At 61.5% G+C, this 24,653-nt stretch carries 25 protein-coding genes; 13 read left to right on the forward strand and 12 right to left on the reverse strand.

Going from position 1 to position 24,653, the window contains the following annotated elements; all coding sequences use genetic code 11:
• Positions 1 to 16 precede the first annotated feature (16 nt).
• Entirely contained in the window at positions 17 to 2,566 is a 2,550-nt protein-coding gene (locus AC1D3C_RS15805; protein ID WP_477483548.1) for an HWE histidine kinase domain-containing protein, read from the reverse strand.
• Between the two features lie 251 nt (positions 2,567 to 2,817).
• Here AC1D3C_RS15805 and AC1D3C_RS15810 point away from each other — a divergent pair, with 251 nt between their 5' ends.
• Entirely contained in the window at positions 2,818 to 4,038 is a 1,221-nt protein-coding gene (locus AC1D3C_RS15810) for an AI-2E family transporter (RefSeq protein ID WP_038543058.1), read from the forward strand.
• A gap of 121 nt (positions 4,039 to 4,159) precedes the next feature.
• Positions 4,160 to 4,600, forward strand: coding sequence for a hypothetical protein (locus tag AC1D3C_RS15815; protein ID WP_477483549.1), 441 nt, complete (start codon positions 4,160 to 4,162; stop codon positions 4,598 to 4,600).
• Between the two features lie 8 nt (positions 4,601 to 4,608).
• On the opposite strand, the gene AC1D3C_RS15820 is transcribed toward AC1D3C_RS15815, so the two are convergent.
• Complete coding sequence (locus tag AC1D3C_RS15820) at positions 4,609 to 5,736, reverse strand: DUF2336 domain-containing protein (RefSeq protein WP_477483550.1); 1,128 nt, start codon at positions 5,734 to 5,736, stop codon at positions 4,609 to 4,611.
• A 110-nt stretch (positions 5,737 to 5,846) separates the two neighbouring features.
• On the opposite strand from AC1D3C_RS15820, the gene AC1D3C_RS15825 reads away from it, so the two are divergent.
• Positions 5,847 to 6,503 carry a hypothetical protein gene (locus AC1D3C_RS15825; protein ID WP_477483551.1) on the forward strand — a complete coding sequence of 219 codons (657 nt, stop codon included), beginning with the start codon at positions 5,847 to 5,849 and terminating at the stop codon, positions 6,501 to 6,503.
• Here AC1D3C_RS15825 and AC1D3C_RS15830 read toward each other — a convergent pair.
• The gene (locus AC1D3C_RS15830; protein WP_477483552.1) at positions 6,493 to 7,113 is read right to left on the reverse strand and encodes a flavin reductase family protein; all 621 of its coding nucleotides are present in this window, start codon (positions 7,111 to 7,113) and stop codon (positions 6,493 to 6,495) included. The two genes, AC1D3C_RS15825 and AC1D3C_RS15830, sit on opposite strands and share 11 nt — an antisense overlap.
• 8 nt (positions 7,114 to 7,121) lie before the next feature.
• Entirely contained in the window at positions 7,122 to 7,700 is a 579-nt protein-coding gene (locus AC1D3C_RS15835; RefSeq protein ID WP_477483553.1) for a nitroreductase family protein, read from the reverse strand.
• 107 nt (positions 7,701 to 7,807) lie between these two features.
• Here AC1D3C_RS15835 and AC1D3C_RS15840 point away from each other — a divergent pair, with 107 nt between their 5' ends.
• Positions 7,808 to 8,794, forward strand: a complete 987-nt coding sequence (locus tag AC1D3C_RS15840; protein WP_477483554.1) for a hypothetical protein — start codon at positions 7,808 to 7,810, stop codon at positions 8,792 to 8,794.
• A gap of 106 nt (positions 8,795 to 8,900) precedes the next feature.
• Here the strand turns inward: AC1D3C_RS15840 and thrS are convergent, their stop codons facing one another.
• From thrS to AC1D3C_RS15860, 4 genes are all read right to left on the reverse strand, one after another.
• Positions 8,901 to 10,913 (reverse strand): threonine--tRNA ligase, encoded by a 2,013-nt coding sequence (gene thrS, locus AC1D3C_RS15845; protein ID WP_477483555.1) that lies wholly within the window; start codon positions 10,911 to 10,913, stop codon positions 8,901 to 8,903.
• A gap of 126 nt (positions 10,914 to 11,039) precedes the next feature.
• Entirely contained in the window at positions 11,040 to 11,564 is a 525-nt protein-coding gene (locus AC1D3C_RS15850; RefSeq protein ID WP_477483556.1) for a DUF1697 domain-containing protein, read from the reverse strand.
• Between the two features lie 7 nt (positions 11,565 to 11,571).
• Positions 11,572 to 11,949: a membrane protein insertion efficiency factor YidD gene (yidD, locus tag AC1D3C_RS15855; RefSeq protein ID WP_477483557.1), complete on the reverse strand. Its 378-nt coding sequence runs from the start codon at positions 11,947 to 11,949 to the stop codon at positions 11,572 to 11,574.
• A gap of 250 nt (positions 11,950 to 12,199) precedes the next feature.
• The gene (locus tag AC1D3C_RS15860; RefSeq protein WP_247137366.1) at positions 12,200 to 12,646 is read right to left on the reverse strand and encodes an iron-sulfur cluster assembly scaffold protein; all 447 of its coding nucleotides are present in this window, start codon (positions 12,644 to 12,646) and stop codon (positions 12,200 to 12,202) included.
• 283 nt (positions 12,647 to 12,929) lie between these two features.
• Between AC1D3C_RS15860 and folE the strand changes: the two genes are divergently transcribed.
• The 3 genes from folE (at position 12,930) to AC1D3C_RS15875 (ending at position 15,102) form a co-directional block, all read left to right on the forward strand.
• Entirely contained in the window at positions 12,930 to 13,544 is a 615-nt protein-coding gene (gene folE / locus AC1D3C_RS15865; protein WP_038543080.1) for a GTP cyclohydrolase I FolE, read from the forward strand.
• A gap of 28 nt (positions 13,545 to 13,572) precedes the next feature.
• On the forward strand, positions 13,573 to 14,034 hold the full coding sequence (gene hisI, locus AC1D3C_RS15870; RefSeq protein ID WP_247038242.1) for a phosphoribosyl-AMP cyclohydrolase: 462 nt from the start codon (positions 13,573 to 13,575) through the stop codon (positions 14,032 to 14,034).
• 108 nt (positions 14,035 to 14,142) lie between these two features.
• Complete coding sequence (locus tag AC1D3C_RS15875; protein WP_038543085.1) at positions 14,143 to 15,102, forward strand: patatin-like phospholipase family protein; 960 nt, start codon at positions 14,143 to 14,145, stop codon at positions 15,100 to 15,102.
• A gap of 64 nt (positions 15,103 to 15,166) precedes the next feature.
• On the opposite strand, the gene AC1D3C_RS15880 is transcribed toward AC1D3C_RS15875, so the two are convergent.
• Positions 15,167 to 15,601 carry a CBS domain-containing protein gene (locus AC1D3C_RS15880; protein WP_247038238.1) on the reverse strand — a complete coding sequence of 145 codons (435 nt, stop codon included), beginning with the start codon at positions 15,599 to 15,601 and terminating at the stop codon, positions 15,167 to 15,169.
• A 128-nt stretch (positions 15,602 to 15,729) separates the two neighbouring features.
• A complete protein-coding gene (locus AC1D3C_RS15885; protein WP_477483558.1) occupies positions 15,730 to 16,488 on the reverse strand; it encodes a rhomboid family intramembrane serine protease in 759 nt (252 codons plus the stop codon).
• Between the two features lie 222 nt (positions 16,489 to 16,710).
• Between AC1D3C_RS15885 and AC1D3C_RS15890 the strand changes: the two genes are divergently transcribed.
• From AC1D3C_RS15890 to AC1D3C_RS15915, 6 genes are all read left to right on the forward strand, one after another.
• Positions 16,711 to 17,277, forward strand: a complete 567-nt coding sequence (locus AC1D3C_RS15890; RefSeq protein WP_051899716.1) for a PAS domain-containing protein — start codon at positions 16,711 to 16,713, stop codon at positions 17,275 to 17,277.
• A gap of 112 nt (positions 17,278 to 17,389) precedes the next feature.
• Positions 17,390 to 18,001 (forward strand): PilZ domain-containing protein, encoded by a 612-nt coding sequence (locus tag AC1D3C_RS15895; protein WP_477483559.1) that lies wholly within the window; start codon positions 17,390 to 17,392, stop codon positions 17,999 to 18,001.
• A 585-nt stretch (positions 18,002 to 18,586) separates the two neighbouring features.
• A complete protein-coding gene (locus AC1D3C_RS15900) occupies positions 18,587 to 19,153 on the forward strand; it encodes a transglutaminase-like cysteine peptidase (protein ID WP_051900104.1) in 567 nt (188 codons plus the stop codon).
• A gap of 246 nt (positions 19,154 to 19,399) precedes the next feature.
• On the forward strand, positions 19,400 to 20,134 hold the full coding sequence (locus AC1D3C_RS15905; RefSeq protein ID WP_477483704.1) for a hypothetical protein: 735 nt from the start codon (positions 19,400 to 19,402) through the stop codon (positions 20,132 to 20,134).
• 158 nt (positions 20,135 to 20,292) lie between these two features.
• Entirely contained in the window at positions 20,293 to 21,861 is a 1,569-nt protein-coding gene (locus tag AC1D3C_RS15910; protein WP_477483560.1) for a D-alanyl-D-alanine carboxypeptidase, read from the forward strand.
• Between the two features lie 87 nt (positions 21,862 to 21,948).
• The gene (locus AC1D3C_RS15915) at positions 21,949 to 22,218 is read left to right on the forward strand and encodes a hypothetical protein (protein WP_247038114.1); all 270 of its coding nucleotides are present in this window, start codon (positions 21,949 to 21,951) and stop codon (positions 22,216 to 22,218) included.
• A 15-nt stretch (positions 22,219 to 22,233) separates the two neighbouring features.
• On the opposite strand, the gene AC1D3C_RS15920 is transcribed toward AC1D3C_RS15915, so the two are convergent.
• Both AC1D3C_RS15920 and AC1D3C_RS15925 read right to left on the reverse strand, forming a co-directional pair.
• Positions 22,234 to 22,671 (reverse strand): DUF1489 family protein, encoded by a 438-nt coding sequence (locus AC1D3C_RS15920; protein ID WP_477483561.1) that lies wholly within the window; start codon positions 22,669 to 22,671, stop codon positions 22,234 to 22,236.
• Positions 22,672 to 22,742: 71 nt separating this feature from the next.
• The gene (locus AC1D3C_RS15925) at positions 22,743 to 24,143 is read right to left on the reverse strand and encodes an L-serine ammonia-lyase (protein ID WP_477483562.1); all 1,401 of its coding nucleotides are present in this window, start codon (positions 24,141 to 24,143) and stop codon (positions 22,743 to 22,745) included.
• Positions 24,144 to 24,653: the final 510 nt, after the last annotated feature.

The raw sequence follows: 24,653 nt of genomic DNA on the forward strand, positions 1-24,653 counted from the left end.
GGCATCGCCACGACGGTCAGCTCCGTTCGCCAAGCACTTTGGTAACGGCGCTGATCAGCGCGGCCGCCTCATAGGGTTTGCGCACCACCGGTGCCGAGAAGCTTGCCGGGATGATTGCCTTGTCGCTATAGCCGGTTGCGAAAATGAACGGAATATTCCGGCGGATCAGTTCCTCGGCAATCGGCAGCGATGTGCCGGAGCCGAGATTGACGTCGAGGATCGCCACATCAAACCGGATGTCCTCAAGCTTGCGGAAGGCGTCGGCAGCCGAGGGCGTCGTCGTCACTTTGTCGATGCCATGGTCGGCGAGCATTGCTTCCACGTCCGCCGCAATCAGCATCTGGTCTTCTACCAGCAGGAATTCGAGGTCCTGAAGCCGCGGAGCAACGGCGTCGTGGCTGACGACGCTGCCGCTCTCCCCGGCTTCCACGTCCGCCAACTCCTCATCGCCATGGATGTGTTTCGACGGTACCACGAAGCGCGCCCTCACCCCTTCGGGCGGATATTCGATCTTCGCCTCACCCTCGAGCTCGTAGGGCACGCTGCGGGTGATCAGGACGCTGCCGAACCCGGCCCGGGACGGGGGGCTTACCAACGGCCCGCCATTTTCGGTCCACACAAGTTCGCAATCGTTGTTAGCAAGCCGCCGCCACTCGATATCCAGCCGCCCGCCGTTGACGGAGAGCGAGCCGTATTTGGCCGCATTGGTCGACATCTCGTGCAATACCAGCGCCATGACCGAAAACGCACGGCTGTCGAGCCAGACGCGCGGCCCCTTGAGTGTGACGCTGCGCGTTCCCTCGCTATAAGGCTTCAGCTCAGCTTCGAGAAGATCGGACAGCCCGCCGCCGTCGCCGCCGCGCACCACCTGGTCGTGGGCAAAGGCGAGCGCCTGGATGCGTCCCTTGAGCGAGCCGATATAATCCTTGAGGCTGACTTCGGCATCGACCGAATGCCCGACCAGCGCCTTGATCACCGAAAGGATGTTCTTGACCCGGTGGTTGAGCTCCTCGTTCAACATCCGCTGACGTACGTCCGCCTTGCCGCGCTCGTCGGCCAGCAGTTCGTTGTGGTGGAGGACCACCTCGACCAACACGGCTCGGATCGCATCGGCGATCTCACGGTCACTATCGCTCCAGGGCTGGGCTTGCCGATGCACCATCTCCCTCCAGATCGCGAAACTCTTGCGGGGCGTCAGGCGGTCTCCGAGGGGCCCCGTTTCATAGGATTTCTCAGGATTGCCGGCCCAATTGACCGTCTGCACCATTTCGCGGCGGAAGAAGAACAGGTAGTCGCGGGGTCGCTGGGAAAGCGGGATGGCCAGCACGCCGCAGACCGTGTCGGCAGAGATGCGTATCCCCGGAAGATCCGTGGAGAGCTGGAAGCTGGACCAGATCTTGCCGCCTGCGACGCCGCCGACAAACTCGGCGAGCTCTGCGATCAGGTCCTGCGGCGGTACGGCGCCTTCCTCGGTCAACACGCCGCCAAGCCACAGGCCTATGCCATCACAGGCTAGCATCTGGCCGAACTCTGCGAGCGAATTGCGCAGCAGCGCGGTAATATCCGCATGATGGGAGGCAGCCTGCAGGAAGCGGTCGAGCGACCGCCGAGCCTGGCCGGCAGTCTCCATGAGCTGTCGCTGCTTCAACGCACTCAGATGCAGCGAGAAAAATTCTCCAAAAGTCTCCGCCGCCACACGCTGCGGCATCGAGAGTACTTTCGGAGAATAGTGGTGGCAGGCGATCAGGCCCCAGAGATCGTTATCGACCACGACGGAGATCGACATCGACGCGGCGACCCCCATGTTGCGCAGATACTCACAATGGATCGGCGAAACGCTGCGCAAATGTGCGAAGGACAGATCGAGCGCCTCGCCTGCCTCGTCGGTTTCCGGCACGATCGGGATGCGCGGATTGCCGGCGTCGGAGATCACCCGGATAGTGTTCTTCACGTAAAGCGCCCGGGCCTGTTTCGGAATGTCGCCCGCCGGGAAATACTGGCCCTTGAAGCTTTCGAGGTCGCGTCTCTTGTATTCGCTGACGACCTTTCCGGCACCATCCTCTTCGAAACGATAGATCATCACCCGGTCGTAGCCGAGCATGGCATAGATCAGCCGCACCGAGCTTTCGATCAGCCGGTCGAGGCTGGCGACGTTGCGGATGCGGCTGATCAGCATGCGCGCCACTTCGAGCGGCTGGTCGGAATCGGTCGAGGCCGGTTCGAACTCCAGGATCACCTTGGACTCGAAACGATGGATCGAAACGTCGAAAGCGGCACCCGAGGCAAACTTGAGGCCGTGCCGAAGCGCCGGCCGCGCCGGATTGTCGGACGTGGCGAGCGCATTGCGCAATGTGTGGGCCGCCTCCCCGCCGACGATATCCTCCAGCCGTTGGCCGTTAATCTCTCCCGTGATCGCAAGCATGTCCGCCACGTTGGCTGAATGCTGCATGACGACGGATCCGGCGGCATCGCAGGCGATAAGGCATCCATGAGGTTGAATGCTGCCGGGGATATGGATCGGCTCTCGGTCGCAATTGGTAAGATCGACCGTATCCCTGTAAGGCATATTACAAGTCCCTGAAGGCAGTCCGGCCAATAGATGGGACAGCAGACGCTTGGGCATTCCATCGAGGCTGGGAAAACTTCATCAAGAAGGTTTGTTCCGTACTTCCGGCTTTGTCGGAAGTGATTTCATATTTCTATCGCATCTGCCGTCTAGGGCAAGGAGTAAGCTTCCTTTTAATGGATGACGCATTAGTCTTGTACCAGGCAGCCTCATAAGCCATATGATGGTGAAAATGAAAAAAAGGAAATGCGGTGAGCGGAAATAACGATCGCAAAGGCCCGAAAGAGCCACGTTGGCTTGGGCCAGTTGCACCGAGCAGGGTCGCGCTGATCCCGCCGATCTCGGCTGCTCGCTGGCTTCTCGTGCTCGTCGCCGCCGCAGGCATCTATTTCTTCCACGGCTTCCTGGTCCCCGTTCTGGCCGCCCTGGTAATCGGCTTTGCAAGCTGGCCGCTCTACCGCGAGCTCTTGCGCCGTACAGGTGGCAACACGACGATCGCCGCCTCGCTCGCCATTATCTTCATCCTGGCCTTCCTCATCGTGCCGATCGGCATCGCCATCTCCTACACGATCGGCGAAGTGCGCCAGTGGATCATCTGGGCCGCCGAAGTGAACCGTTTCGGCGCGCCACCCCCTGCCTGGATCACCGGCCTTCCCTGGGTCGGCGAATGGCTCGGCATCCAATGGGTCCAGCATGTCGGCTCGCCCGGTGCGGTCGGCGAACTGATCCAGATCGTCTCGGGCGCCAATATCGGTAATATCTACCGGGCCATTGTAGCCGCCGGCGACGGCGCTTTCCATCTGGTCCTGACACTGCTTTTCATGCTGATCGCGCTGTTCTTCGTCTATCGCGACGGCGGTTCCTTCAGCGAGCAGATCGATCTTCTCGGCGAGCGCATCCTGCCGACTCGCTGGGAGCGTATCTCGCGCGTCGTTCCAAGGACGATCAGCTCCACCGTGACCGGCCAGACGCTGATTGCGATCGGCGAAGGCATCGTGCTCGGCATCGCCTACTGGATCGCGGGCGTCCCCTCGCCCGTCACGCTCGGCGTTTTGACCGGCCTGATGGCGCTTATCCCGGGCGGCGCGCCGCTGTCGTTCTCGCTGATATCGTTCTATCTGGTCGCCAATGGCGCCTACTTCGCCGGCGGCGGTCTTTTCCTCTGGGGCACGGTCGAACTCTTCATCGTCGATAAAACGCTGCGGCCTCGCCTGGTCGGCGGCCCGATCAAGCTTCCCTTCCTGCCGACATTCTTCGGTCTCGTCGGCGGCGTCAGCACCATGGGCTTCCTCGGCCTGTTCATCGGCCCGGTCCTGATGGCGCTGCTCGTGTCGATCTGGCGCGAATGGATCCGCGAAGTGAAGATGGCCGAAGTGACCGAGGCTGAAACCGTCGAGATGCCCAAGGGGCCGGCGACATCTCCGGAGCTTCCCCCAGATCTTCCCGTCGTTAGGAAAGTCTCTTCTCCATGAAGATGCTGAGCGGATCGGTCCGGTAATCTCCGAACGGCCCGATATGGCGGATCCGTTGAAGCTGCCTTGGTCGGGCCAAGATTGCTCGCTTTAAGTCGCTCACCATATTTCGGGGAACGCCATGAATTCCGCACTGATTGTCATGACCATTCTCGGCTGCAACGACGCCGGGACGGACTGCCATTATATCGCGACCGCAGAAAACCGCTGGCCGAGCATCGAGATGTGCAATTCGGTATCGGAACAACAGCTCTCCGGTTATGCCAACCAGGCCTACCCGATGCTCATCGCCGTCTGCCAGAAACCGGAAGCGACGGAGATCGCCAAGGCGCCGGTGCCGCAGTCGCGACCGGAGACGGCGATGCCCGCACCATCGGCAGAGCCAGCCGCGACGCCAGCTCCGGAGCCGGTGACGCAACAGGAGAAGGAAACGCTTGCGGGTCGCGCTATCCAGCGGGTCAAGACCGTATTGCCGACCACTGAAGGCGTGGAAACGCTGATGACCAGTCCGGTACGGCTAGTCGAGAATGGCTATTCCTGGGTTGCCAAGAAATTCCGGTAAGCAGGCGGTTACGCCGCCAGCGACACGCCGTTGGCATAAGACCGCGCACTGAGCCGGACCTCCAGCCTATGCAGCTTCTCGATCATGTCGAGAAGTTCGCTGACCGGCGAAAGCTGCACGTTCGGTCGCTGGAATTTCTCGAGCAACATGGCGGCGATATTGTCGAGCGCGCCGGTTGCCGCCGCCTTGCGCCAGAGGAAGACCGCTTCGACGAAGACGGCTGCGATATCCCGCCCAAGGCCCGAAGCTTCGAAAAGCGCCCGCACCGCATGCATGCGGCCGGTCGCGAGAATCGCTCTCACGCGGCGGTCGTCGAGCCCGGAGAGCGAGACCATTGCGCCGGCGAAGAAGTCGACCTTGCCGCTGCAGAGCGCGTGGATGAGGAAGGCGGGCGTCAGCCGTCCGGCCGTGCGCAGATGTTCGACGAGGCCGGGGATTTCTTCCTGCAGCACGGTGCCGGCAATGGCGACGGTCGCAGCCTCGCCTGCTTCTCTGGTCATGTGCTCGATCCGCGCTGGCGCCATGCTGGTCCGCACCAGTCCGGAGCCGGCAAGTGCCGCGGTAATGTGGTTGACGAGCATGTGGCGGGCATCCGCCGGCAGTGCATCGCGTTCCAGCAGCAGGTTGCGGATCTGGCAGCACTGCCCGAACCGTTCCGCGATCCGCCTGAGCGAAATCCGGGTGATCGAAGCGGTCTCGTTTTCCAGCAGAAGGGTGACTTCGCATTCGTCGCCGATCTCGGCGATCGCGGCGGCGATCCCGCGCGAAAGGTTCGGCCTTGCGGCGATCATCGCACGGGTCAGGCTGTCGCTGCGCCCGGCAAGATCGACGAGATCGCTTTCGGTAAGGACGGGCGAACAGGCGATGACCGTACAGGCGATCTCCGGCTGATCCTCGGCAAGGCAGACGATGACGGCACGCGGCGCATCGGGGGAGCCCGCCAGAGCCTCCGCAAGCGCCAGGCGCACGTGGGGCGATGGGTCGTCGAGCAGATAGGTCATCGCAAGCGCTGCGGCGCGACGCTGATCGCTGCCCATCGGCGAGTGGAGATAGGCCCGGCCGAGAGCATTGGCCGCCTTTGCCCTCTCGCCCGTTCTTGCTGTTTCAGCCCAACGAAGAAATGCCTGTACGATCACACTCGGCCTCGACTACACATGCCAGTTCGGATCTGGCTGACTTGATAAGTCACGCTAGTGGCAAAAAGTTTAAGATTGGTTCACCACGTTCCTTAACCATGGCGAAGTCTTTGAAAATACGGTCCTGGCTTGTCGTAGACCCCTCCGTGGAGGCCGCAACGGTCCGTTCGGCAGGTGCGGATGCGATCGTTGTCGACCTGACCGGCCCGCCTGAGTCGTGGACTACGGTTTCGAGTCCGGAGCGCCAATGGACTGACCTGGCGCCGGTCGGACAGCTTGCGTTCCTTCTGCCGGCTTTCTCTTCTGGAAGAACGGAGGCCGCCGTCGCGCTCGCCAGCCAGTGTCGCGCCGCCTCGGTCATTCTGTCCGGCGCCCGCAGCGGGGCCGAGGTCCAGAGGCTAGATATGGCTCTGCGGGTGGCGGAAATCCGCGCAGGATTGGCACCGGGCAGGACGCAGATCGTTGCGCTTGCCGATGCCGCCGGCATCCTTACCGCCCCGAGCTTCGAGCACTGCAGTCGCTGCTTGGTGGCCCTTGGCTGGGAAGGTGGTTATAAGCCCTTCTCCGATACCGCGCGTATCGCGGCTGCGACCATCGCGCTTGCCGCCGCCGCCGCCGGCATAACGGCCGTCGATGCCGTCTCGCCGGCTGGGGACGCGGCGGCTTTTCTGTCTGAATGCGAAAGAGCAAGAGCGAACGGCTTCTCCGCCAAGCTCTGCCGCAGCCCTGATCAAGTTGCGATCGTCAATCGGGTTTTCAGCGTCTAGGCTCGGCGCCGGCCGGCCGGGTCATTTCGAACACGTCCGCGCCGCCGTCGGCGTAATCGCGATAGCCCATCCGCGCTATCGGCCGGGCAAGCCTCATGTCGATCCGCCCGCCCCGCAGGATCTCCTCGCTGATATGGATGCCGACCACCTGGCCGAAAACCATGTAGGCCTCGGCGCCCTGGCCGTCCAATCCCACCGGCTGGACCACCTGCGTGACGCGGCATTCCAGCACCGTATAGGCTTCCGCGACGTAAGGCGCATCGACGAGTTCCGCCATCTTGGCGGTCAGCCCCGCCACCTCGAATTCGCTGACGCCGTAAGGCACCGCTTCCGACGAGGCGTTCATCTTCTCCGCCAGATGTCGGCTTGCGAGGCTCGCGGTGAAGACACCGGTTTCCTCGGCGTTCTTCAGGCTGTGCTTTCGGCCGCTGGAGGAAAACATCACCAGTTTTGGGCTGTCGGAAATGGCGTTGAAGAAGGAGTAGGGTGACAGGTTCATCGATCCGTCCCTGCCCTTCGTACCGATCCAGCCGATCGGGCGGGGCGCGACGATCGCCTTGAAAGGGTCGTGCTTCAGTCCATGCTGGTTGGTATCGGTCGTGTAGAACATCGAAAACCCTACTCGCCGGCGTAGGTGACGATCTGCGACAGTTCCGGCCGCGGGCGGTCCGGCGTCGCAAAATCGCTCGAGCCGATATGGATGAAGCCGGCAATTTTTTCGCCCGGCTTCAAACCGAGGAGCGCCAGCGCCTCGTCGTCATAGGCGACCCATTCCGTACGCCAGTTGGCGACGTAGCCCTGCGCGTTTGCGGCCATCAGCATGTTGAAGCAGATGGCGCCGGCGGAAAGCACCTGTTCCCATTCGGGGATCTTTGGATGCGGTGCCGCGGTGCTGACGACGGCGACGACTAGCGGCGCGCGGGTGAAGCGCGCCAGTTCCGCCTCTCTGGCGGCATCGGTCATCTCGGGCATCTTCTTGAGTGACAGGGCGAGGAACTGTTCGCCGAGCCTGCTGCGCACGTCGCCGCGATACACGATGACGCGCCAGGGCGCGAGCTTGCCATGATCCGGAACGCGGGTGGCCAAGGTCAGAATCGCCTCCAATTCCTCCCGCGACGGGCCAGGCTCCTTGAACTGTGCTACTGGCGTGGAATGCCTGTCGCGCAGAAAATCGATGAGTTTAACGTCATTTTGCATGGTCAAAGCTTTCATTTGGAGCTGGCGCGGTGGGAAGGTCTTGAAATTGCCTTGTCATTGGTCTCAAGTGCCGTCTCGGAAAACAAGAGTCAACCGGTAGACAACAGATGGCAGGCACTTCCCTTGCGGCACGCTGGTTCCTCGCCGGAGTGATGGCTCTCGGCCCGGCTTTCGGCGCATTCGCTCAGGAAGACGCCTTCAAGAATTTTCGCACGCCGGACAGCACCGGCAAGATGCCGAAGCTCAACGCTTTCTCGGCTCTGCCGGGCGGTCCGTCCGGTATTCTCTCAAAAGACGTGCAGTTCGATGCCAAGCTGACGTCCGACGGCCAGCCGATGCAGGAAGGCCTGACCTGGCGCGTTTTCAGCCCGATCGCCGGTGACGACGGCAAATTGCCGCTGGTGGCCAGTTCCGAAGGCGGCTCCGCGTCATTCCAGCTCGCCCCCGGCGATTATTTCGTCAATTGCGCGTTCGGCCGCGCCGGCGTCACCAAGAAACTGAAAGTCCCCGAAAACGGCAATGTGCCGAAACAGACCCTGGTGCTCGACGCCGGCGGTTTTGTTCTCAATGCGGTTGCCGGTACCGACCAGCGCATCCCGCCGAAGGAACTGAGCTTTTCGGTCTATTCTGCCGAAGTGCGCGACAATGGCGACCGGGCGCTGGTGATGTCGGACGTCAAGCCGAATACGGTCGTGCGTCTGAATGCCGGCACCTATCACGTCGTCTCGGAATATGGGGACGTCAATGCAGTGGTTCGGGCCGACATCCAGGTGGAGGCCGGCAAGCTCACCCAGGCGGTACTGCAGCACCGCGCCGCGCAGATCACCCTGAAGCTCGTTTCTCAAAAAGGTGGTGAAGCGATCGCCGATACGGCCTGGTCGGTACTGACCGCGGCCGGCGACGTCGTCAACGAAAGCGTCAGCGCTTTTTCCACGATGGTCTTGTCGGAAGGCGAGTATCTCGCCGTCGCCCGCAACAAGACCAAGATCTATCAGCGCTCGTTCACCGTCAAAGCCGGACGAAATACCGAGGTCGAAGTGCTGATGCGCGATACACCTCAGGTGGCCGGCGGGGTCACCAGCGACCGGAATTGACAGGTCCAGGCAGGCTTCTCCAGCCGACAGATCAGTCCCCAGAAGGCCCGTCGATATAGCCGAGTTCTGACAGCGCCCGCCGTTCGGCAGGCGCTGTCATTATCGATCAGGCCGCGGCCTTCTTCTTGTTCTTCGCTTCAAGGCGGCGCAACACATCCGGCGGCGTTGCTTCGAGGGTCAGCGAAGAGATCGCTTCGTCGAGCGTCATCGAGGTCTGCGCCTGCGAGCCGAGGCGGCGGATGTTCACCGAACGCTCCTCGGCTTCCTTTTTGCCGCAGACGATGATCACCGGCACCTTGGTGACCGAGTGCTCGCGGATCTTGTAGTTGATCTTCTCGTTGCGGAAATCTGTCTCGACGACCATTCCCGCCTCGCGCAGAGCTTCTGCGACTTCACGGCCGTAATCGTCCGCGTCCGAGGTGATCGTCGCCACCACCACCTGCATCGGCGCGAACCAGAGCGGCATGTGGCCCGCAAAGTTCTCGATCAGGATGCCGAGGAAACGTTCCATCGAACCGCAGATGGCGCGATGAATCATCACCGGCTGGGTTTTTTCCGAGTTCTGGTCAATATAGAAGGCGCCGAACCGTTCCGGCAGGTTGAAGTCCACCTGCGTCGTGCCGCACTGCCATTCGCGGCCGATCGCGTCTTTTAGCGTATATTCGAACTTCGGACCATAGAACGCGCCCTCGCCCGGCAGGATACCGGTCTTGATGCGGCCTTCCGACTGCGCCTCGATCGTCTTCAGGACATTGAGCATGACGGATTCGGCACGATCCCAAAGCGCATCGGTGCCGACGCGCTTGTCCGGCCGGGTCGATAGCTTGACCACGACTTCCTTGAAGCCGAAATCCTCGTAGACCGACAGGATCAGGTCGTTGATCCGCAGGCATTCGGCGGCCATCTGCTCGTCTGTGCAGAAGACATGCGCATCGTCCTGGGTGAAGCCGCGCACGCGCATCAACCCGTGCAAGGCGCCGGATGCTTCATAGCGATGCACGAGGCCGAATTCTGCAAGCCGAATTGGCAGTTCGCGGTAAGACTTCAGACCATGCTTGAAGATCTGCACGTGTCCCGGGCAGTTCATCGGTTTCAGCGCGAAAATGCGGTTGTCCGCTTCCTTGTCTTCCGGATGGGTGAAGGCATAGGCAGACTTCACCGCGAACATGTTCTCCTGGTACCAGCCCCAGTGGCCCGACGTCTCCCACAGTGAGGCATCGAGAACCTGCGGCGCGTTGACTTCCTCATAGGTGCCGGCGAGCCGGCGGCGCATATAGGCGGTCAGCGTCTGGAACATGCGCCAGCCCTTGCCGTGCCAGAACACCACGCCCGGACCTTCTTCCTGGAAATGGAAGAGGTCCATTTCACGGCCGAGCTTGCGGTGGTCGCGCTTTTCGGCTTCCGCCAGCACGTGCAGGTACTGGTCGAGTTCTTCCTGCGTCGCCCAGGCGGTGCCGTAGATGCGGGTCAGCATGGCGTTGTTCGAATCGCCGCGCCAATAGGCACCGGCAACCTTCATCAGCTTGAAGGCCGTGCCGATCTGGCCGGTCGAGGCCATATGCGGACCGCGGCAAAGATCGAACCAGTCGCCCTGATAATAGATCTTCAGATCCTGGTCGTCCGGGATCGCATCGATCAGCTCGACCTTGTAACCTTCGCCCCTGGCTGCGAAGACTTCGCGAGCCTTCTCGCGAGACCAGACCTGCTTGGTGAACGGTTTGTTGCGGCCGATGATTTCCTTCATCTTCGCCTCGATCTTCGGCAGATCGTCGGGCGTGAAAGGCGCATTGCGGGCGAAATCGTAATAGAATCCGTTTTCGATCACCGGGCCGATGGTGACTTGCGTGCCCGGCCAAAGCTCCTGCACGGCCTCCGCCATCACGTGGGCGGCGTCGTGGCGGATCAGTTCCAGCGCTCGGGCGTCGGTGCGGGTGACGATCTCGATCTTTCCGTCTGTCACCGGCTCGGCAAGGTCCTGCACGGTGCCATTGATGGTGACGGCGACAGCCTTTTTGGCGAGCGACTTGGAAATGCTCTCGGCAACGTCACGGCCGGTCGTTCCGGCGTCGAAAACGCGAACGGAGCCATCGGGAAATGTAAGGGAAACGGATTGGGACATGTCTTTCTCCTGTCCAGTCCCGCCAACGAATGCGGGTGGTGTTGGAATAAATGGCGGTTCACCCTTCGGGCGCAGCCGGCGTGGCTGATAAATGTTTTTGGCGTTTTAGTAAAGGCGAGCGGCCGCTCAGCCGATCATTTCGGCAATCCCGGCGACCGTATTGGCATTGCGGATCGTGCCGATGCCGAGCTTCTTGGCGGTCATCGCCGAAAGCAGCCGCGTCTCGCTCGCCTTGCCGCTGAAATCCACCCAGAGATCGCCGTCGACGATGGAAATCTTCTCCTCGCCGCGGTGGCGTTCGAGCAGGTCCAGGACGCTTTCGTCGAGTGGTGCCCGCATCACCCGCACGCCGACCTCGGAACCCTCCCTCGACGGAAAGGGATTGCCGGCCGCGAGCTTCAGCCAGTCGGCACCGGTCCTGGCGATGATATCGACATGTTTGCCGAACCGCCTCTCGAAGGCAGTCTCCAGTCTCTGCTCGATGTCGCCGATCGCCGACCTGCCGTCTTCGAAGACGAGATTGCCGGTCGAAACCAGGGTTCTGCAATTCCGGTAGCCGAGATCCTCCGCCATGGCGCGCAGGTCCGCCATGATGACCCGCTTACCGCTGCCGAGAACGATGCTGTGAAGCAGCGCGACATATGTGATCATCGGTTCCTCATCGAGGCGATACCGGCGCGGCATGGCGACGCCAGTATCGCCACGGCATCCACCAGTGCTGCCGTATTTCGAGCGCTTCCGGCACCGGATCGAGCCCGCTTGTACCCCCCGGCCCGCAGCGCGCCACCCGAAACAGCGTCATCCATCCGCCCGGCCACAGCCCATGCCGCGCCACCGCCTCATATCCATATTCCGAACAGGTCGGAATATGCCGGCAGGAATTGCCTATGAAGCCGGACAGTGTCAGCTGGTAGAGGCGGATCAGACCCATGCCGAACAGCCGGCCGGGTGTTTTCCGGAACGATCCGGACCAGTTGCGGGATCGGCCTGCCTTCGCCTGGCGTTCGGAGTGCTGACAGTTTGGGGCGCCGCACATCAGGGGTGAACCGCGGTTGATGGCAGGACGTCACTTAGGGCGTGCCGATCCAGCCCCCCTCTGGCCTGCCGGCCATCTCCCCCTCGAGGGGGGAGATCGACTCGTGGCGCTGTTTGCACCTCATTGGAAACGGCACACGTCGCCGAGCGCGAAACATCCGAGAATAAGCGAAGACGGTCCCCCATCCGATCTCCCCCCTTGAGGGGGAGATGCCCGGCAGGGCAGAGGGGGGTATCCCGGCACGCCATCGTCATCCGACCGTTGCCAACTGCCTCGCCTCGATCTGGTCGATCGCATCGACGACCGCTTCGAATGTCAGCATGGTGGAGGGATGGCGGGCTCGGTAGTCCTTGACCGGCTTCAGGTAACGCATCTCCTCGAACCGGCCGTCCGGCCCCTCGCCGTCTTCCTTCAGCATGGCGAGCATGTCCTGGCGCGCCTTGCGGATCTCAGCGGTCGTCGCGCCGATCACATGCCGCGCCATGATCGAGGACGAGGCCTGGCCGAGCGCGCAGGCGCGGACCTCGTGGGCGAAATCGGTGACCCGGTCGCCGTCCATCTTCAGGTGCACCCGCACCTTCGAGCCGCACAGCTTCGAATGTTTTTCGGAACTCGCATCCGCATCCGGAAGCGTGCCGGCATGGGTGATATTGCCGGCGAATTCGAGAATCTTGCTGTTATAGATGTCGTCCATCAAGGCTCGCTTTGAGTCCGGCCGTCGCTCGTTGAACACTGTGTCACGTCAGGCGGACTACCATAAAAGGGTTCCTGCCATTATATGTGATGTCCGGGCAAGATCATCAAGAAAGGATGTTTTCACGAAATCCTACCGAAAACGGAATAGGATATCTTGTAAAAATGTTCGCCGAAGGTCAGATAACCCCGGATTGCCCAAAAATCAGCCGCCGATGCCTAGCAGCTGATCAGTCCGTGAGTAACGCCAGTCGGATGCGGCCTTGAACCGCATCAGGAGACGATAAATGGATGCCATTGTGAAGAATTTCCCGGCTTCGAAAGAGAAGCAGGTCCGCCCCTCGCAGCAAGAGGCTGAGGAAGCCGTGCGCGTTCTCTTGCGCTGGGCAGGTGACGATCCGGCCCGCGAAGGCCTGCTCGACACCCCGAAGCGCGTCGCCGCCTCCTATAGCGAGCTGTTTTCCGGTTACGAACAGTCGCCGGAAGACGTGCTTGGACGTACTTTCGAGGAAGTCTCGGGTTATGACGATATCGTGCTGGTGCGCGACATCCCGTTCTTCTCCCATTGCGAACACCATATGCTGCCGATCATCGGCAAGGCGCATGTCGCCTATCTGCCGAACGGCCGGGTCCTCGGTCTTTCGAAGATCGCCCGCGTCGTCGAGATCTTCGGTCGCCGTCTGCAGACGCAGGAAAACATGACGGCGCAGATCGCCAATGCGATCGAGGAAACTTTAAAGCCGCGTGGCGTCGCCGTGATGATCGAGGCCGAGCACCTGTGCATGGAAATGCGCGGCGTGCAGAAGCAGGGCTCGCACACGATGACGACGACGTTTACCGGCGAGTTCAAGGCGAACGCCGCCGAACAGGCCCGTTTCTTCACGCTGGCCCGCAACCGCTGATCGGCGGTTTTCCGGGCGGAGTCTCCTGATGACGCTTTCTTTCGACCAGCCTTCCGTCGACAAGACGGAACTCGAAGGCGCCGGCGCCTTCACGCCCCGCTTCGATCAGAACGGTCTCGTCACCGCCGTCGTCACCGATGTCCGTGACGGTGAGTTGCTGATGGTCGCGCATATGGATGCCGAGGCGCTGGCGCTGACGGTGGAGACCGGCATCGCCCATTATTACAGCCGTTCGCGTGCCAAAATCTGGAAGAAGGGCGAATCCTCCGGCAACCTGCAGACCGTCCATGAACTGCGCACCGATTGTGATCAGGACGCCGTCTGGCTCAAGGTCTCGGTCGCCGGACACGACGCTACATGCCATACCGGCCGTCGCTCCTGTTTCTATCGGGTTGTTACCCAAAGTGATGGTCGGGCGGTTCTTGAAATCACCGACAATCAGCGTCATTTTGATCCAAACGTCGTCTATTCCGATCAAGGAACCATTTAGGCATTTGCCTCGTTTTTTGGCGTGTCTCGACTGAATAAACGATTTCGAAACCTGTCGATGCGTTAATCGTCAGACCGGGGTTTGTTCAGCTGTGGAGGATTTTTGTCGATGCTGAACTGGAGTTGGAACCGTCACGATCCGCTTGCGGCATCTGCCGAAGGCGACGAAACGAAAATCCTCGAACCCACCCCTCCTCCCATCGTTGAAGCCCCCAAAAAAGCAAAGCTTGCCCTCGCTCTCGGCGGCGGTGCCGCGCGCGGCTGGGCTCATATCGGCGTCCTCAGGGCTCTCGACGAAGCCGGCATCGAAGTCGGCATGATCGCCGGCACCTCGATTGGCGCTCTGGTCGGCGGATGTTACCTCGCCGGCAAGCTCGACGAACTCGAAACCTTCGCCCGCTCGCTGACCATGCGCCGCATTGCCGGCCTGCTGGACCTGACGATCGGCGGCGGCGGCCTCCTCGGCGGCATGCGGCTGACCAAGCGGATGCAGGAACATCTCGAAGGCCTGTCGATCGAGGATCTCGACCGCCCGTTTGTATCGGTTGCGACCGAACTCCATACCGGGCACGAAGTGTGGATCTCCAGTGGCTCGCTGATCACCGGGCTTCGCGCCTCCTACGCACTGCCTGGCATTTTCGAACCGGTGAAATGCAACAACCGGACGCTCGTCGACGGCGCTTTGGTCAATCCGGTGCCGACCTCCGTCTGCCGCGCCTACGAACAGCCGCTCGTGGTCGCCGTCAACCTGAACTACGAGATTTTCGGCCGCTCGGCGGTCGTCAAGCACAATGCCAGCGTCCAGCCGATCGATGACGGGCGCAAGAAACCCGAGGACATCCGTGTCGGTCTGACCGGCACCATGGTGCAGGCCTTCAACATCATCCAGGAACGCATTTCCCGCGCACGCCTGGCAGGCGACCCTCCGGATCTGGCGCTGCATCCGCGTCTTGCTGATATCGGCCTGTCCGAATTCCACCGCGCCGGCGAAGCGATCGACCGCGGTTATACGGAGACCATGGCGCAGATCTCAGCGCTGAAGCGCATGCAGGAAGTTTTCGCCCGCTAAGCGGGGGATGCCTCGTCACCAGGTGATACAGCCCCGCCCTTGGGCGAGGCTTAGCCGAAAGCGGTCAGCCGGCAATATAGGCCTTGATCTGTTCGGCCTCGAGTTCGATCTCGCGAATGCGCGACTTGACCACATCACCGATCGAAATGATGCCAGCGAGCTTTCCGTCCTGCTCGACGGGCACGTGGCGGAAACGGCCGCTGCTCATCATCCCCATCAGTTCATCGACGGTCGTGTCATCCTTGCAGCGTTGCACCGCGGTGGTCATTGCCGACTTTACCGGTTGGTCGAGCACACTGGCGCCTTTGCCGGCGATGGCGCGCACCAGGTCGCGTTCCGTAAAGATGCCGGCGATGCGGCCTTCCATGCCGGTTACCACGACGGCGCCGATCTTCTTGTCGTTGAGAATCCCGGCGACTTCGAGCAGCGTCTTGTCGGGGTCGACGGTGACCACGTCACGACCCTTTGCATCCAACATGTTCTTGACGATTATTGCCATGGCTCTCTCCTCCCAACCTGCTCGGCCTGGACGTCGCCCATTCCCGAGAAGCAAAGCGCCCGGGTGGAGGAACCGTCCCTGCACGTGCACAGAAGTGTAGAGCGATGCCGGAAAGAGATCAAGAAAGATCAGGGTTGCGTGATGGGCATGACGCTGGGCGGCAGGGGATCGAAAAGGTCAAACAGCAGGAAACCGAACAGGAAGCCGCCGATATGCGCATCCCAGGCGATCGGTCCCATATCCGCACCGAACAACGTCACCCCGAAGGCGATCAGAAGGTTGCCAATGAACCACATAGCGGTGAAGATGACGACGGTGCGGTTGCGGAACGAGCCGAGGATAGACTGGCGCGGATAGAGATGGCCATGGGTCCGATCATAACCTCGGCGTTCCGGAAAGGCGAAACGACAGGCCGCTCCCATCAAAGCCGAGACGACGCCTGACGCACCGATCAGCAGCGTCTCGTCCCCCCAGTTGAGCGTTGCATGGAAGAAGGCGGCAGCCACTGCCGAGAGAATCCAGAAGATCACGTAGCGCACAGTGCCGATCCGCCGCACCACCGGTGCCCCGAAGGCCATCAGCCACAATCCGTTGAAAAGAATATGCTCGATGCTGCCGTGCAGCAGCGAATACGTGACCGGCGTCCACGCCCAGGCAAGTCCCTGCTCGCTGAGCGGATAGACGTAGCGCAGCGGCGTAAACGCCAAGTTCACCACCATGGTGGCGCGCGTGTCCTCGTCCAGCAGATATTCCTGCACAATGTAGATGACTGCAAGCAAAGCCAGCGTCACGACGAGGCTCCGCGGAAGATTGAAGATCGGCTGCGAGCGCTCGCCGCCGTCATCCGTCTCGCGCTGCTCGTCAGCCATATCCGGCCCGTCGTTCATGCCAGTCCCTTCTGTCTTCTCGTCCCCTATCGGATGGGTCCGACAGCCATATAGGAGCGGCTGTTCAAAGGAAAGCGCGGGCAGGATCACGGTCGCGCGGGTGCCATGATCGGTCGCAAATCCTTAACCATGATACCCTCGCCGTGGCATGGTTTTCGCTGCGTGAGGAGGATCGGCCGTCCATGAAGCGCGGCCTGTATCGAAATATGACAGGTAAGATGGATGCGCAATCAGGCAACCAGGGCAATCTTCGACTACTGGATCAATCTCAAACGCGACGGGATGGCTCCCCTCAAGACCGAGATCGACCCGACCGCTCTGCGTCATCTTCTCCCGCATCTTTTCATGGCCGCCATGGACCCGGCCGGCACGCTGGCGTTCCGCCTGGCGGGAACCCGCATCTGTGAGCTGTTCGACCGTGAGTTTCGCGGCAAGCCGTTCGCGGACGTCTGGCAGGAGACCGATCACCGGCAGCCGGTGGAGATCGCCCACGGCGTCATTCACTCCCAGCAGCCGGCACTCCTGGATGTCCGTGCCTCGAATAGCCACATCCGCCACGCCTATGAAATGCTGCTTCTGCCAATCCGATCGGTGGAGGCGGCGCCAAGCGATCGGATTTTTGGTGCTCTTCTGCCGGTGGTTTCTCCTTACCCCGTAACGGCAACGCCGGCCATTTTTCTGACGCTCGAGAACTGGACGTTCCTGACCGGCGGCGGTTCACATTTCGGTGTGCCGGTCACGGGCGATCGCCGCAGTTTCTCCCACACACCCGGCCGCAGCCCGTCTTGAGGGAAACATCCCATCGCAGCACGCGCGGCTGACGGTCCCTGCCAAAACCTTCTGTTAACCGCGGCGCGCTAATACTCTTAACGATAGACTTAGAAGAGAAAAGCTCTCTCAAATGTATTCTTTTCAGCCATCTCATACTCCATCGACATCCAGCGTTCCCGCACAGCGTTCCTTTCAGCGCGTGTCCGTCAGTATTCCAGGACGGTTGATGCTGGCGACGCATGAGGAATTTCCCTGCGACGTCGTCGATATGTCGCCGGGCGACGTCAGCTTCGCCTGCGTCGGCCGGCCGCTCGTCGGCGAACGCGTCATCGCCTATCTCGATCACATCGGTCGTCTCGAAGGCATGGTCATCAGCCTGTCGAGCACCGGTTTCGTGATGTCGATCAACGCGACGGACCGCAAGCGCGAGAAACTGGCCGCCCAGCTGACATGGATCGCCAACAAGCACGAACTCGGCCTGCCCGAAGATCGTCGCCATGATCGCCTGGCGCCGCGCAACACCCGCTCCGAGATCACGCTCGACGACGGCCGGCGTTATGCCTGTCGCATCGTGGACCTTTCGCTGTCCGGCGCGGCGATCGATATCGACATCCGCCCCGCGCTCGGCACGCCTGTCCGGCTCGGCAACATGCGCGGCCGCGTCGTACGCCACGTCATGGAAGGCGTGGCGATCGAGTTCAATTCGGTCCAGTCACGCGATACGCTGACCGAATTCCTTTAAAAAGGCTCTCACGACGGCAATCCAGAAGCGCCCCATCCGGGCGCTTTTTTGTTGCGTGCCCTATCCTTTGCGTCCTGTTTCATTGCGGGACGGGCCAGGAAAAGCCGCCTGTCTGTGCCGAAATGAACTTTCTTCAAAAAAAATGTGCCCTTTCGGCACTTTTTTCGAGCCCAAAAATCGGCCTCGATCAGCCAGATTTGGTCATGACGCAACGCAATGCGGTACTTACCTTCCCTGTTTCCAACGGCCAATCGTCGTCATTGCTGGATTTCCGACGCTCAGTGGGCTGCTCCGCGGATTTCAAAAACTCCTTTATTCACGGATAGATAGCGGGAAAGCTCCGAGGAGCCAGGCGCTCGATAATCGGCATTTTATGAAAATTATCGGCAAATTCGGCTCGAATTTTGTGAAAGTTCGAGATGTATTTGATGTGTGTTTTAGGCGAATTGAATTCAAATAAGATATTGATTTTACTGCGAGATTTTGCGGTCAATCAAACCCTGTCTGGCAGTGTTCTCCTCACAACGGGGAGACATAAAAATGAAATACCGCAAGGGACTGGGCCTCGCCACCATCACCGCCGTCATGGCGATCTTTACCGCCGGAAGTTCTTTCGGCATGCCGGCCAACACGGTGCGCGTTCTCGGCCAGGCCAATCCGCCGCTCGGCCACTATGAATTCTGCAAGACCTATGTGAGCGAATGCGCCGCGACCTACAAGGACGCCGGCCCGCTCGCACTGACCGAAGACAAGTGGCGCACGCTTCTCGACGTCAACTACACGGTCAATTCCTCGATCACGCCGATGACGGACCAGGAAATTTATGGCGTCGAAGAGCGCTGGGCCTATCCCCGCACCGTCGGCGACTGCGAAGATTTCGTGCTTCTGAAGCGCAAGATGCTGATGGCGAAAGGTTTCTCGCCGTCCGACCTGCTGATCACCGTCGTGCTGCAACCGAACGGCGAAGGTCATGCGGTGCTGACCGTCCGCACCGATCGCGGCGACTTCGTGCTCGACAACATGCGCAACAAGGTCATGATCTGGTCGGATACCGAATACACCTTCCTGAAGCGCCAGGCGAACGACGATCCCGCCCGCTGGGTCAAGCTGCAGGATGGCCGCGCCACCGCAGTCGGCTCCGTCGGCCAGTAATCTCTCGCCTACCCATCGACGAAAAAGACCACGGCGATCCGAGCCGCGGTCAATGTGCAGGACTGAAGGTGGGCGCCGAAGGGATTACTGGGAGGCTGTCACCATCCCGGATCAAGCTTTATTTACGAAGCGTTAATCATAACGATCCAGACTGCTGCCAAATCGCTTGGCCGCGTTCGTATCCGCGTTCTGTCCCATTCCGGCGCTGGCGAATTACCTCTCGAATGAGAACATGGAGCGCGCGTGATAGCAGGTCCAGCCCGGAACCTCTCGGCTGCAGAAGAAGCGCCGCTCCTCTCCAACCGTTTCGTCTACCGGCTGGCGGCCGTCATCGCGGTCCTTGCTCTGTTGACGGCTGCGATCAGTGTCGGTGGCCATTGGTTCGGGCAGCGCATCGCGCTTGCCGGCCATACCGACAGCCGGGAAGAATTCCCGATCCAGATCGGCCAGGACAAGCTCAAGCTTCCAGCCAACACGATTCGCTTCCGCGACCAGCGTCAGGCCGGCGTTACCGAGCGCGTCGACCTCTATCTCACCTGGCCGGAACTCGAAGGTTATAGCCCAGGCCTGCGGTCGCGCTTCGATGATGTCGCTCAGTCTTCCTCGTTGATTTTCCTCCAATTATCCCAGAGCACCATGTCGCGCGACATGTCCGGCCGGCTGGAGCCGATCTATTCCAAACTGTTCGATGGCGCGCCGCAGCAGGCCGCCTTCGGACTGACCCTTCACCGGCTGCGCGCCGATTCAGGTTATGGCAGCGAGGTGGTTCTAACTGGCCAGGTCGGCGGCGCCCCGGATTACGCCGTGCGCTGCGTGCTGCCTGCCCCCGGCGACAAAGCCACCAGCGGCGACTGCCAGCGGGATATCCACATCGGACAGGACCTGACGGTGCTCTATCGCTTCTCCAGCGTGCTTTTGCGGGACTGGCAACATATTGATGCCGCAGTTCGCCTCTTTGTCGAAAACCGGCTGGCGAAATAAGCCGCCGCGGACGGGTCGGGTCGAAGCCTGGGATGATGTCTAAAATGCAGCATATCGAGGTAAGCTGCTGTTCATCATAAACCTCTTGGTAACGCTAATCCCCTAGATTGAACGGTAACGGCCGTGGCGGGGGCGCGTCCGGATATTTGACTAATGTGATGCAAGCGATGAGTGCGGCAGTGTCGAAAAAAATGATATCTGCATCCCTTTCCAAGGGTGATGCGACGGTCCCGGGACGGTTCCTCGGTTTTCTCTTCACGTTGGCTGTGGCGATTTCGATGTTTTCGACGCCGGCTGCTGCCGGTCCGAAATACGCCGGCATCGTCGTTGACGCCAAGACCGGTAAGGTTCTCTATTCCGAGGATCCGGACGGTCTGCGCTATCCCGCGTCGCTCACCAAGATGATGACGCTCTACCTCACCTTCGAAGCGCTTGAAACCGGCCGCATCAGCCTCGACACGCAGGTTCCGGTCTCTGCTCACGCTGCAGCCGAGCCACCCTCGAAACTCGGTGTTCGCGCCGGCGGTTCGGTCTCGGTCGATCAGGCTATTCGCGCCCTCGTCACCCGCTCCGCCAACGACATGGCCACTGCCCTCGGCGAATTCGTCGGCGGCTCCGAAGAACGCTTCGCTTCGTTGATGACCGGAAAGGCGCGCGCACTCGGCATGACCCGCACCACCTACCGCAATGCCAACGGCCTGCCGAACACCGCGCAGATGACGACGGCACGCGATCAGGCCCGGCTCGGCATGGCGTTGCGTCAGCACTTCCCGCAATATTACGGCTACTTCTCGATCCGCAGCTTCAATTTCGGCAAGCAGACGATCGGCAACCACAATCGCCTGGTCGGCAACGTCAAGGGTGTCGATGGCATCAAGACCGGTTACACCCGCGCCGCCGGCAGCAATCTTGCGACCTCGGCCCAACTCGATGGCCGCTCGATCGTCGCCGTCGTGCTCGGCAGCCGCTCCAGCGCCGTCCGTGACGCGACGATGCGCAAGCTGGTCGCCGACTATCTTCCGGAAGCTTCTCGCGGCGGCAACAGCAACCTGATCGCCCAGGCAGCGGCCCCTGCCCCGGTTGCGCCCGCTCCTTCAGCCCCGGTACGCGCCGCTCCGGCCGTTGCCGCGACCCAGTCCGACGTGCGCCAGATGGCGGCTCTCGACCTGCCGCCGAGCGGCCCGCGGCCGGGCGCCCGTTATGCCGAACAGCAGGCTGCAGCCATGGCGCCTGCCGCCGCATCGGCCTATGCCGCAGAACCGGAGCAGAAGAAGGTCATCACCCAGGCGATGAACACGGCCATGGGCGGTGTGGCTGCCGTCCCGACCCCGGCTCCCGAATATATGCCCGCCCGCACCGAGGAAGCCGTCGCACACCGTGCCGGCCGCTCCACGGTGGACGACGTCACGACGGCATCCACCAAGGTGTCTGCCGTGTCCGCGAAGGCCGCTCAGTCGGCGGCTGCGGCTTCGATGGCTTCCAACGGCTGGGTCATCCAGATCGGCGCATCGCCGAACCAGAAACAAGCTCAGGATCTCCTGCAGAATGCGCAGGATAAAGGCGGCAAGGTATTGCGTTCCGCCAAACCCTTCACTGTCGCCTTCAGCAACAATGGCGAACAGATCTACCGCGCCCGCTTCGGCGGCTTCGACGACCAGAAGACGGCTGTCGATGCCTGCAACGTGTTGAAGAAGAAGGGCATCAGCTGCTGGGCTTCGCTCCAGTGAGCAATCGCCACCGGCGATCAAGGAAATACCCGCGCCGGTTCTTCGGCGCGGAGAGATCTCGAAAGTAACGCGTAGACGGGGTTTCCGATGATGATGAATGAAAACAGCGCTGAACTCGCCTTCAAACCGGCGCAGAAGTCCAGAGCCAAGGGCGTCGCCCTCAACCCGCTTCACGAGGCGGCCATGCGGCTTGCCGGTCTCGGCTTGAACCGCTCCAAGGAAAAGACCCGCGATCTGGTCTCCCTGTTGCTCAGCCACGGCGCGCGCGCCTGGCGCCATTCCCAGCCGGAAGCCAATATCCACCTGCATGTCGGCATCCGCGCCGGCCGTGCGCCGGTCCGCATCAAGCTTCGCTGATCGGAAGTTTCCCGGTTACAGAAGTCCAAGCTCGGCGAGTTCTCGCCGCAGATCTTCCGGAAGCGCCGCAACGTCCTCGCCCAGTTTGCCGAGGTCACGCGGCGCTTCTTCGCTTTTCAGGTAGCGCCATCCCTGGAAAGGCCGCTTCGGTTGCGGTGCAGTCTCGATAACTTCGGGCCCGAGCACCAGCTGGCAACGCTGAATGCCGTCGTCGCCGGTAACCGTGCGGATGTCGAGCAGCTTCTGCCGCGCCATCACCTGCCCCTTGATCACCCAATAGAGCGATCCGTCGTCGAGCAGTTCCTGCATGCGCTTCGGCACCATGCGCGTCGTGTGGATGCTGTGCGGCTCAAGGCCGGCAGCGATTGCATTGAGCGCGCGCTCAGTGACCCAATCCTGGAGATCCTGGATGGAATCGGCGCCGACGCAGAGTTTGATCAGATGGAGAGCCATGGCTTCGTTGAAGACCCATCCGGGGGCGAGGTCAAGCGTTTGCTCGGCTCACTCCACAGCGGCGCGCCGGCTCAGCACTCGACGACATTGACGGCGAGGCCACCGGTCGAGGTTTCCTTGTATTTCTCGCTCATGTCGTTGCCGGTCTGGCGCATCGTCTCGATGCAGGCGTCGAGCGGCACGAAATGCGTGCCGTCGCCCTTGATTGCGAGCGAGGCGGCGGTGACCGCCTTGACAGCGCCGAGCGCGTTGCGCTCGATGCAGGGCACCTGCACGAGGCCGGCGATCGGGTCGCAGGTCATGCCGAGATGGTGTTCCAGCGCGATCTCGGCGGCGTTCTCGATCTGCTCCGGCGAACCGCCCATGACGGCCGCAAGCCCCGCCGCAGCCATGGCGGCGGCCGAACCCACTTCGCCCTGACAGCCGACTTCGGCGCCCGAGATCGAGGCATTGTGCTTGATGATGCCGCCGATGGCAGCGGCCGTCAGCAGGAAGTTATGGACGTCCGCCTGGGTCGCGTCCTCGTGGAAATGCAGGTAATAACGTACCGTCGCGGGAATGACGCCCGCTGCACCATTGGTCGGCGCCGTGACCACGCGTCCGCCGCCGGCGTTCTCCTCGTTGACCGCCATCGCGTAGACGCTCAGCCAGTCGTTGGCGAGCAGCGGGTTCAGCCGGTTGCTGCGCCATTCCTCGTTCAGCTTGTCGTGGATCGCTCTCGCCCGGCGCTTCACCTTCAGCCCGCCCGGCATGATCCCGTCGACCTTGAGGCCGCGGTCGATACAGCTGGACATCGCTTCCCAAATGCGGTCGAGACCGACATCGAGTTCGGCGGAGCTCATCTTGGTTTCTTCGTTGGCGCGCTTCATCTGGGCGATCGTCAGGCCTGAGCCGCGCGCCATATCGAGCATCTGCTTTGCCGAGGCGAATGGATAGGGAATGCGCGAGTCGCCGGCCGACTTCTTGGCACCGCGCATAGCCTCAAGCTCGGTGTCCGTCACCACGAACCCGCCGCCGATCGAATAGTAGATCCGCTTCAGGAGAAGCCGGCCGTCCCGGTCGAAGGCTGAAAAGCTCATGCCGTTGGCATGGCCGGGCAGCGGCTGCTTCTTGTCGAAGATCAGGTCGGTCTTCGGCTGGAATTCATAAGACGGATGGCCGGGCGGCGTGACGCGGCCGGTCTTCTCCACCTCGTCGATGATCGCGTCCATCCTGTCCGGATCGACGGCGTGGGGTTCCTCGCCGACCAGGCCCAATATCACCGCCCTGCCCGTTCCGTGGCCGATCCCGGTGAACGCGAGCGAACCGTGCAGGCTCACCTTCAGCGCCGCGACATGCGCGCCGGTCGGCCGCGGCCAGTCGTTGGACAGGATGAGCCCCAGGAACCGGTTGGCGGCCGACATCGGTCCCATCGTGTGCGAGCTCGAAGGGCCGATACCAATCTTGAAGACGTCGAAAACGGACAGGAACATGAGAATCCGTGTGGTAGTGGAACGATCGCCGAGCCTATGTCAGGCTGGCGTAATGTCATGGCGATTGCCCGACATCCGGTGAACCGGCCGCGACATGGCCTTAAAATAGAAACGGCGCGGTACGAATACCACGCCGGAGATGGAAATTCCGCAATTTCACTGCGGCAATCAGATAGCGCCGAACAGATACGCGAGAGCCAAGGCCCCTGCAAATCCGAGGAGCGCCTTGAAGGTCACGCCCCAGCAGGACTTCTGGTCGGTATCTTCCATGTCGTCTCCGGGTTCATGCCGCATCGATTAACGTCCGCTCCCGGTCGTCATGGCTAATGGTCTATTAAAATCCCGCCGCCTTCGCAATCCGGAAAATGGCGGAAACATGGCGGAAACCTTTGACGGATCACATTCGTAACGCCTGCACGCCGTTTGCGGTTCCTATCCGGATCGAGAAGGCTTGCCGCCGAAACCGAAACAAAGCATGACGAGACGGATTAGAGACCGATTCCAACCGGT

It is taken from the genome of Neorhizobium sp. P1_A6 (genome assembly GCF_056406795.1).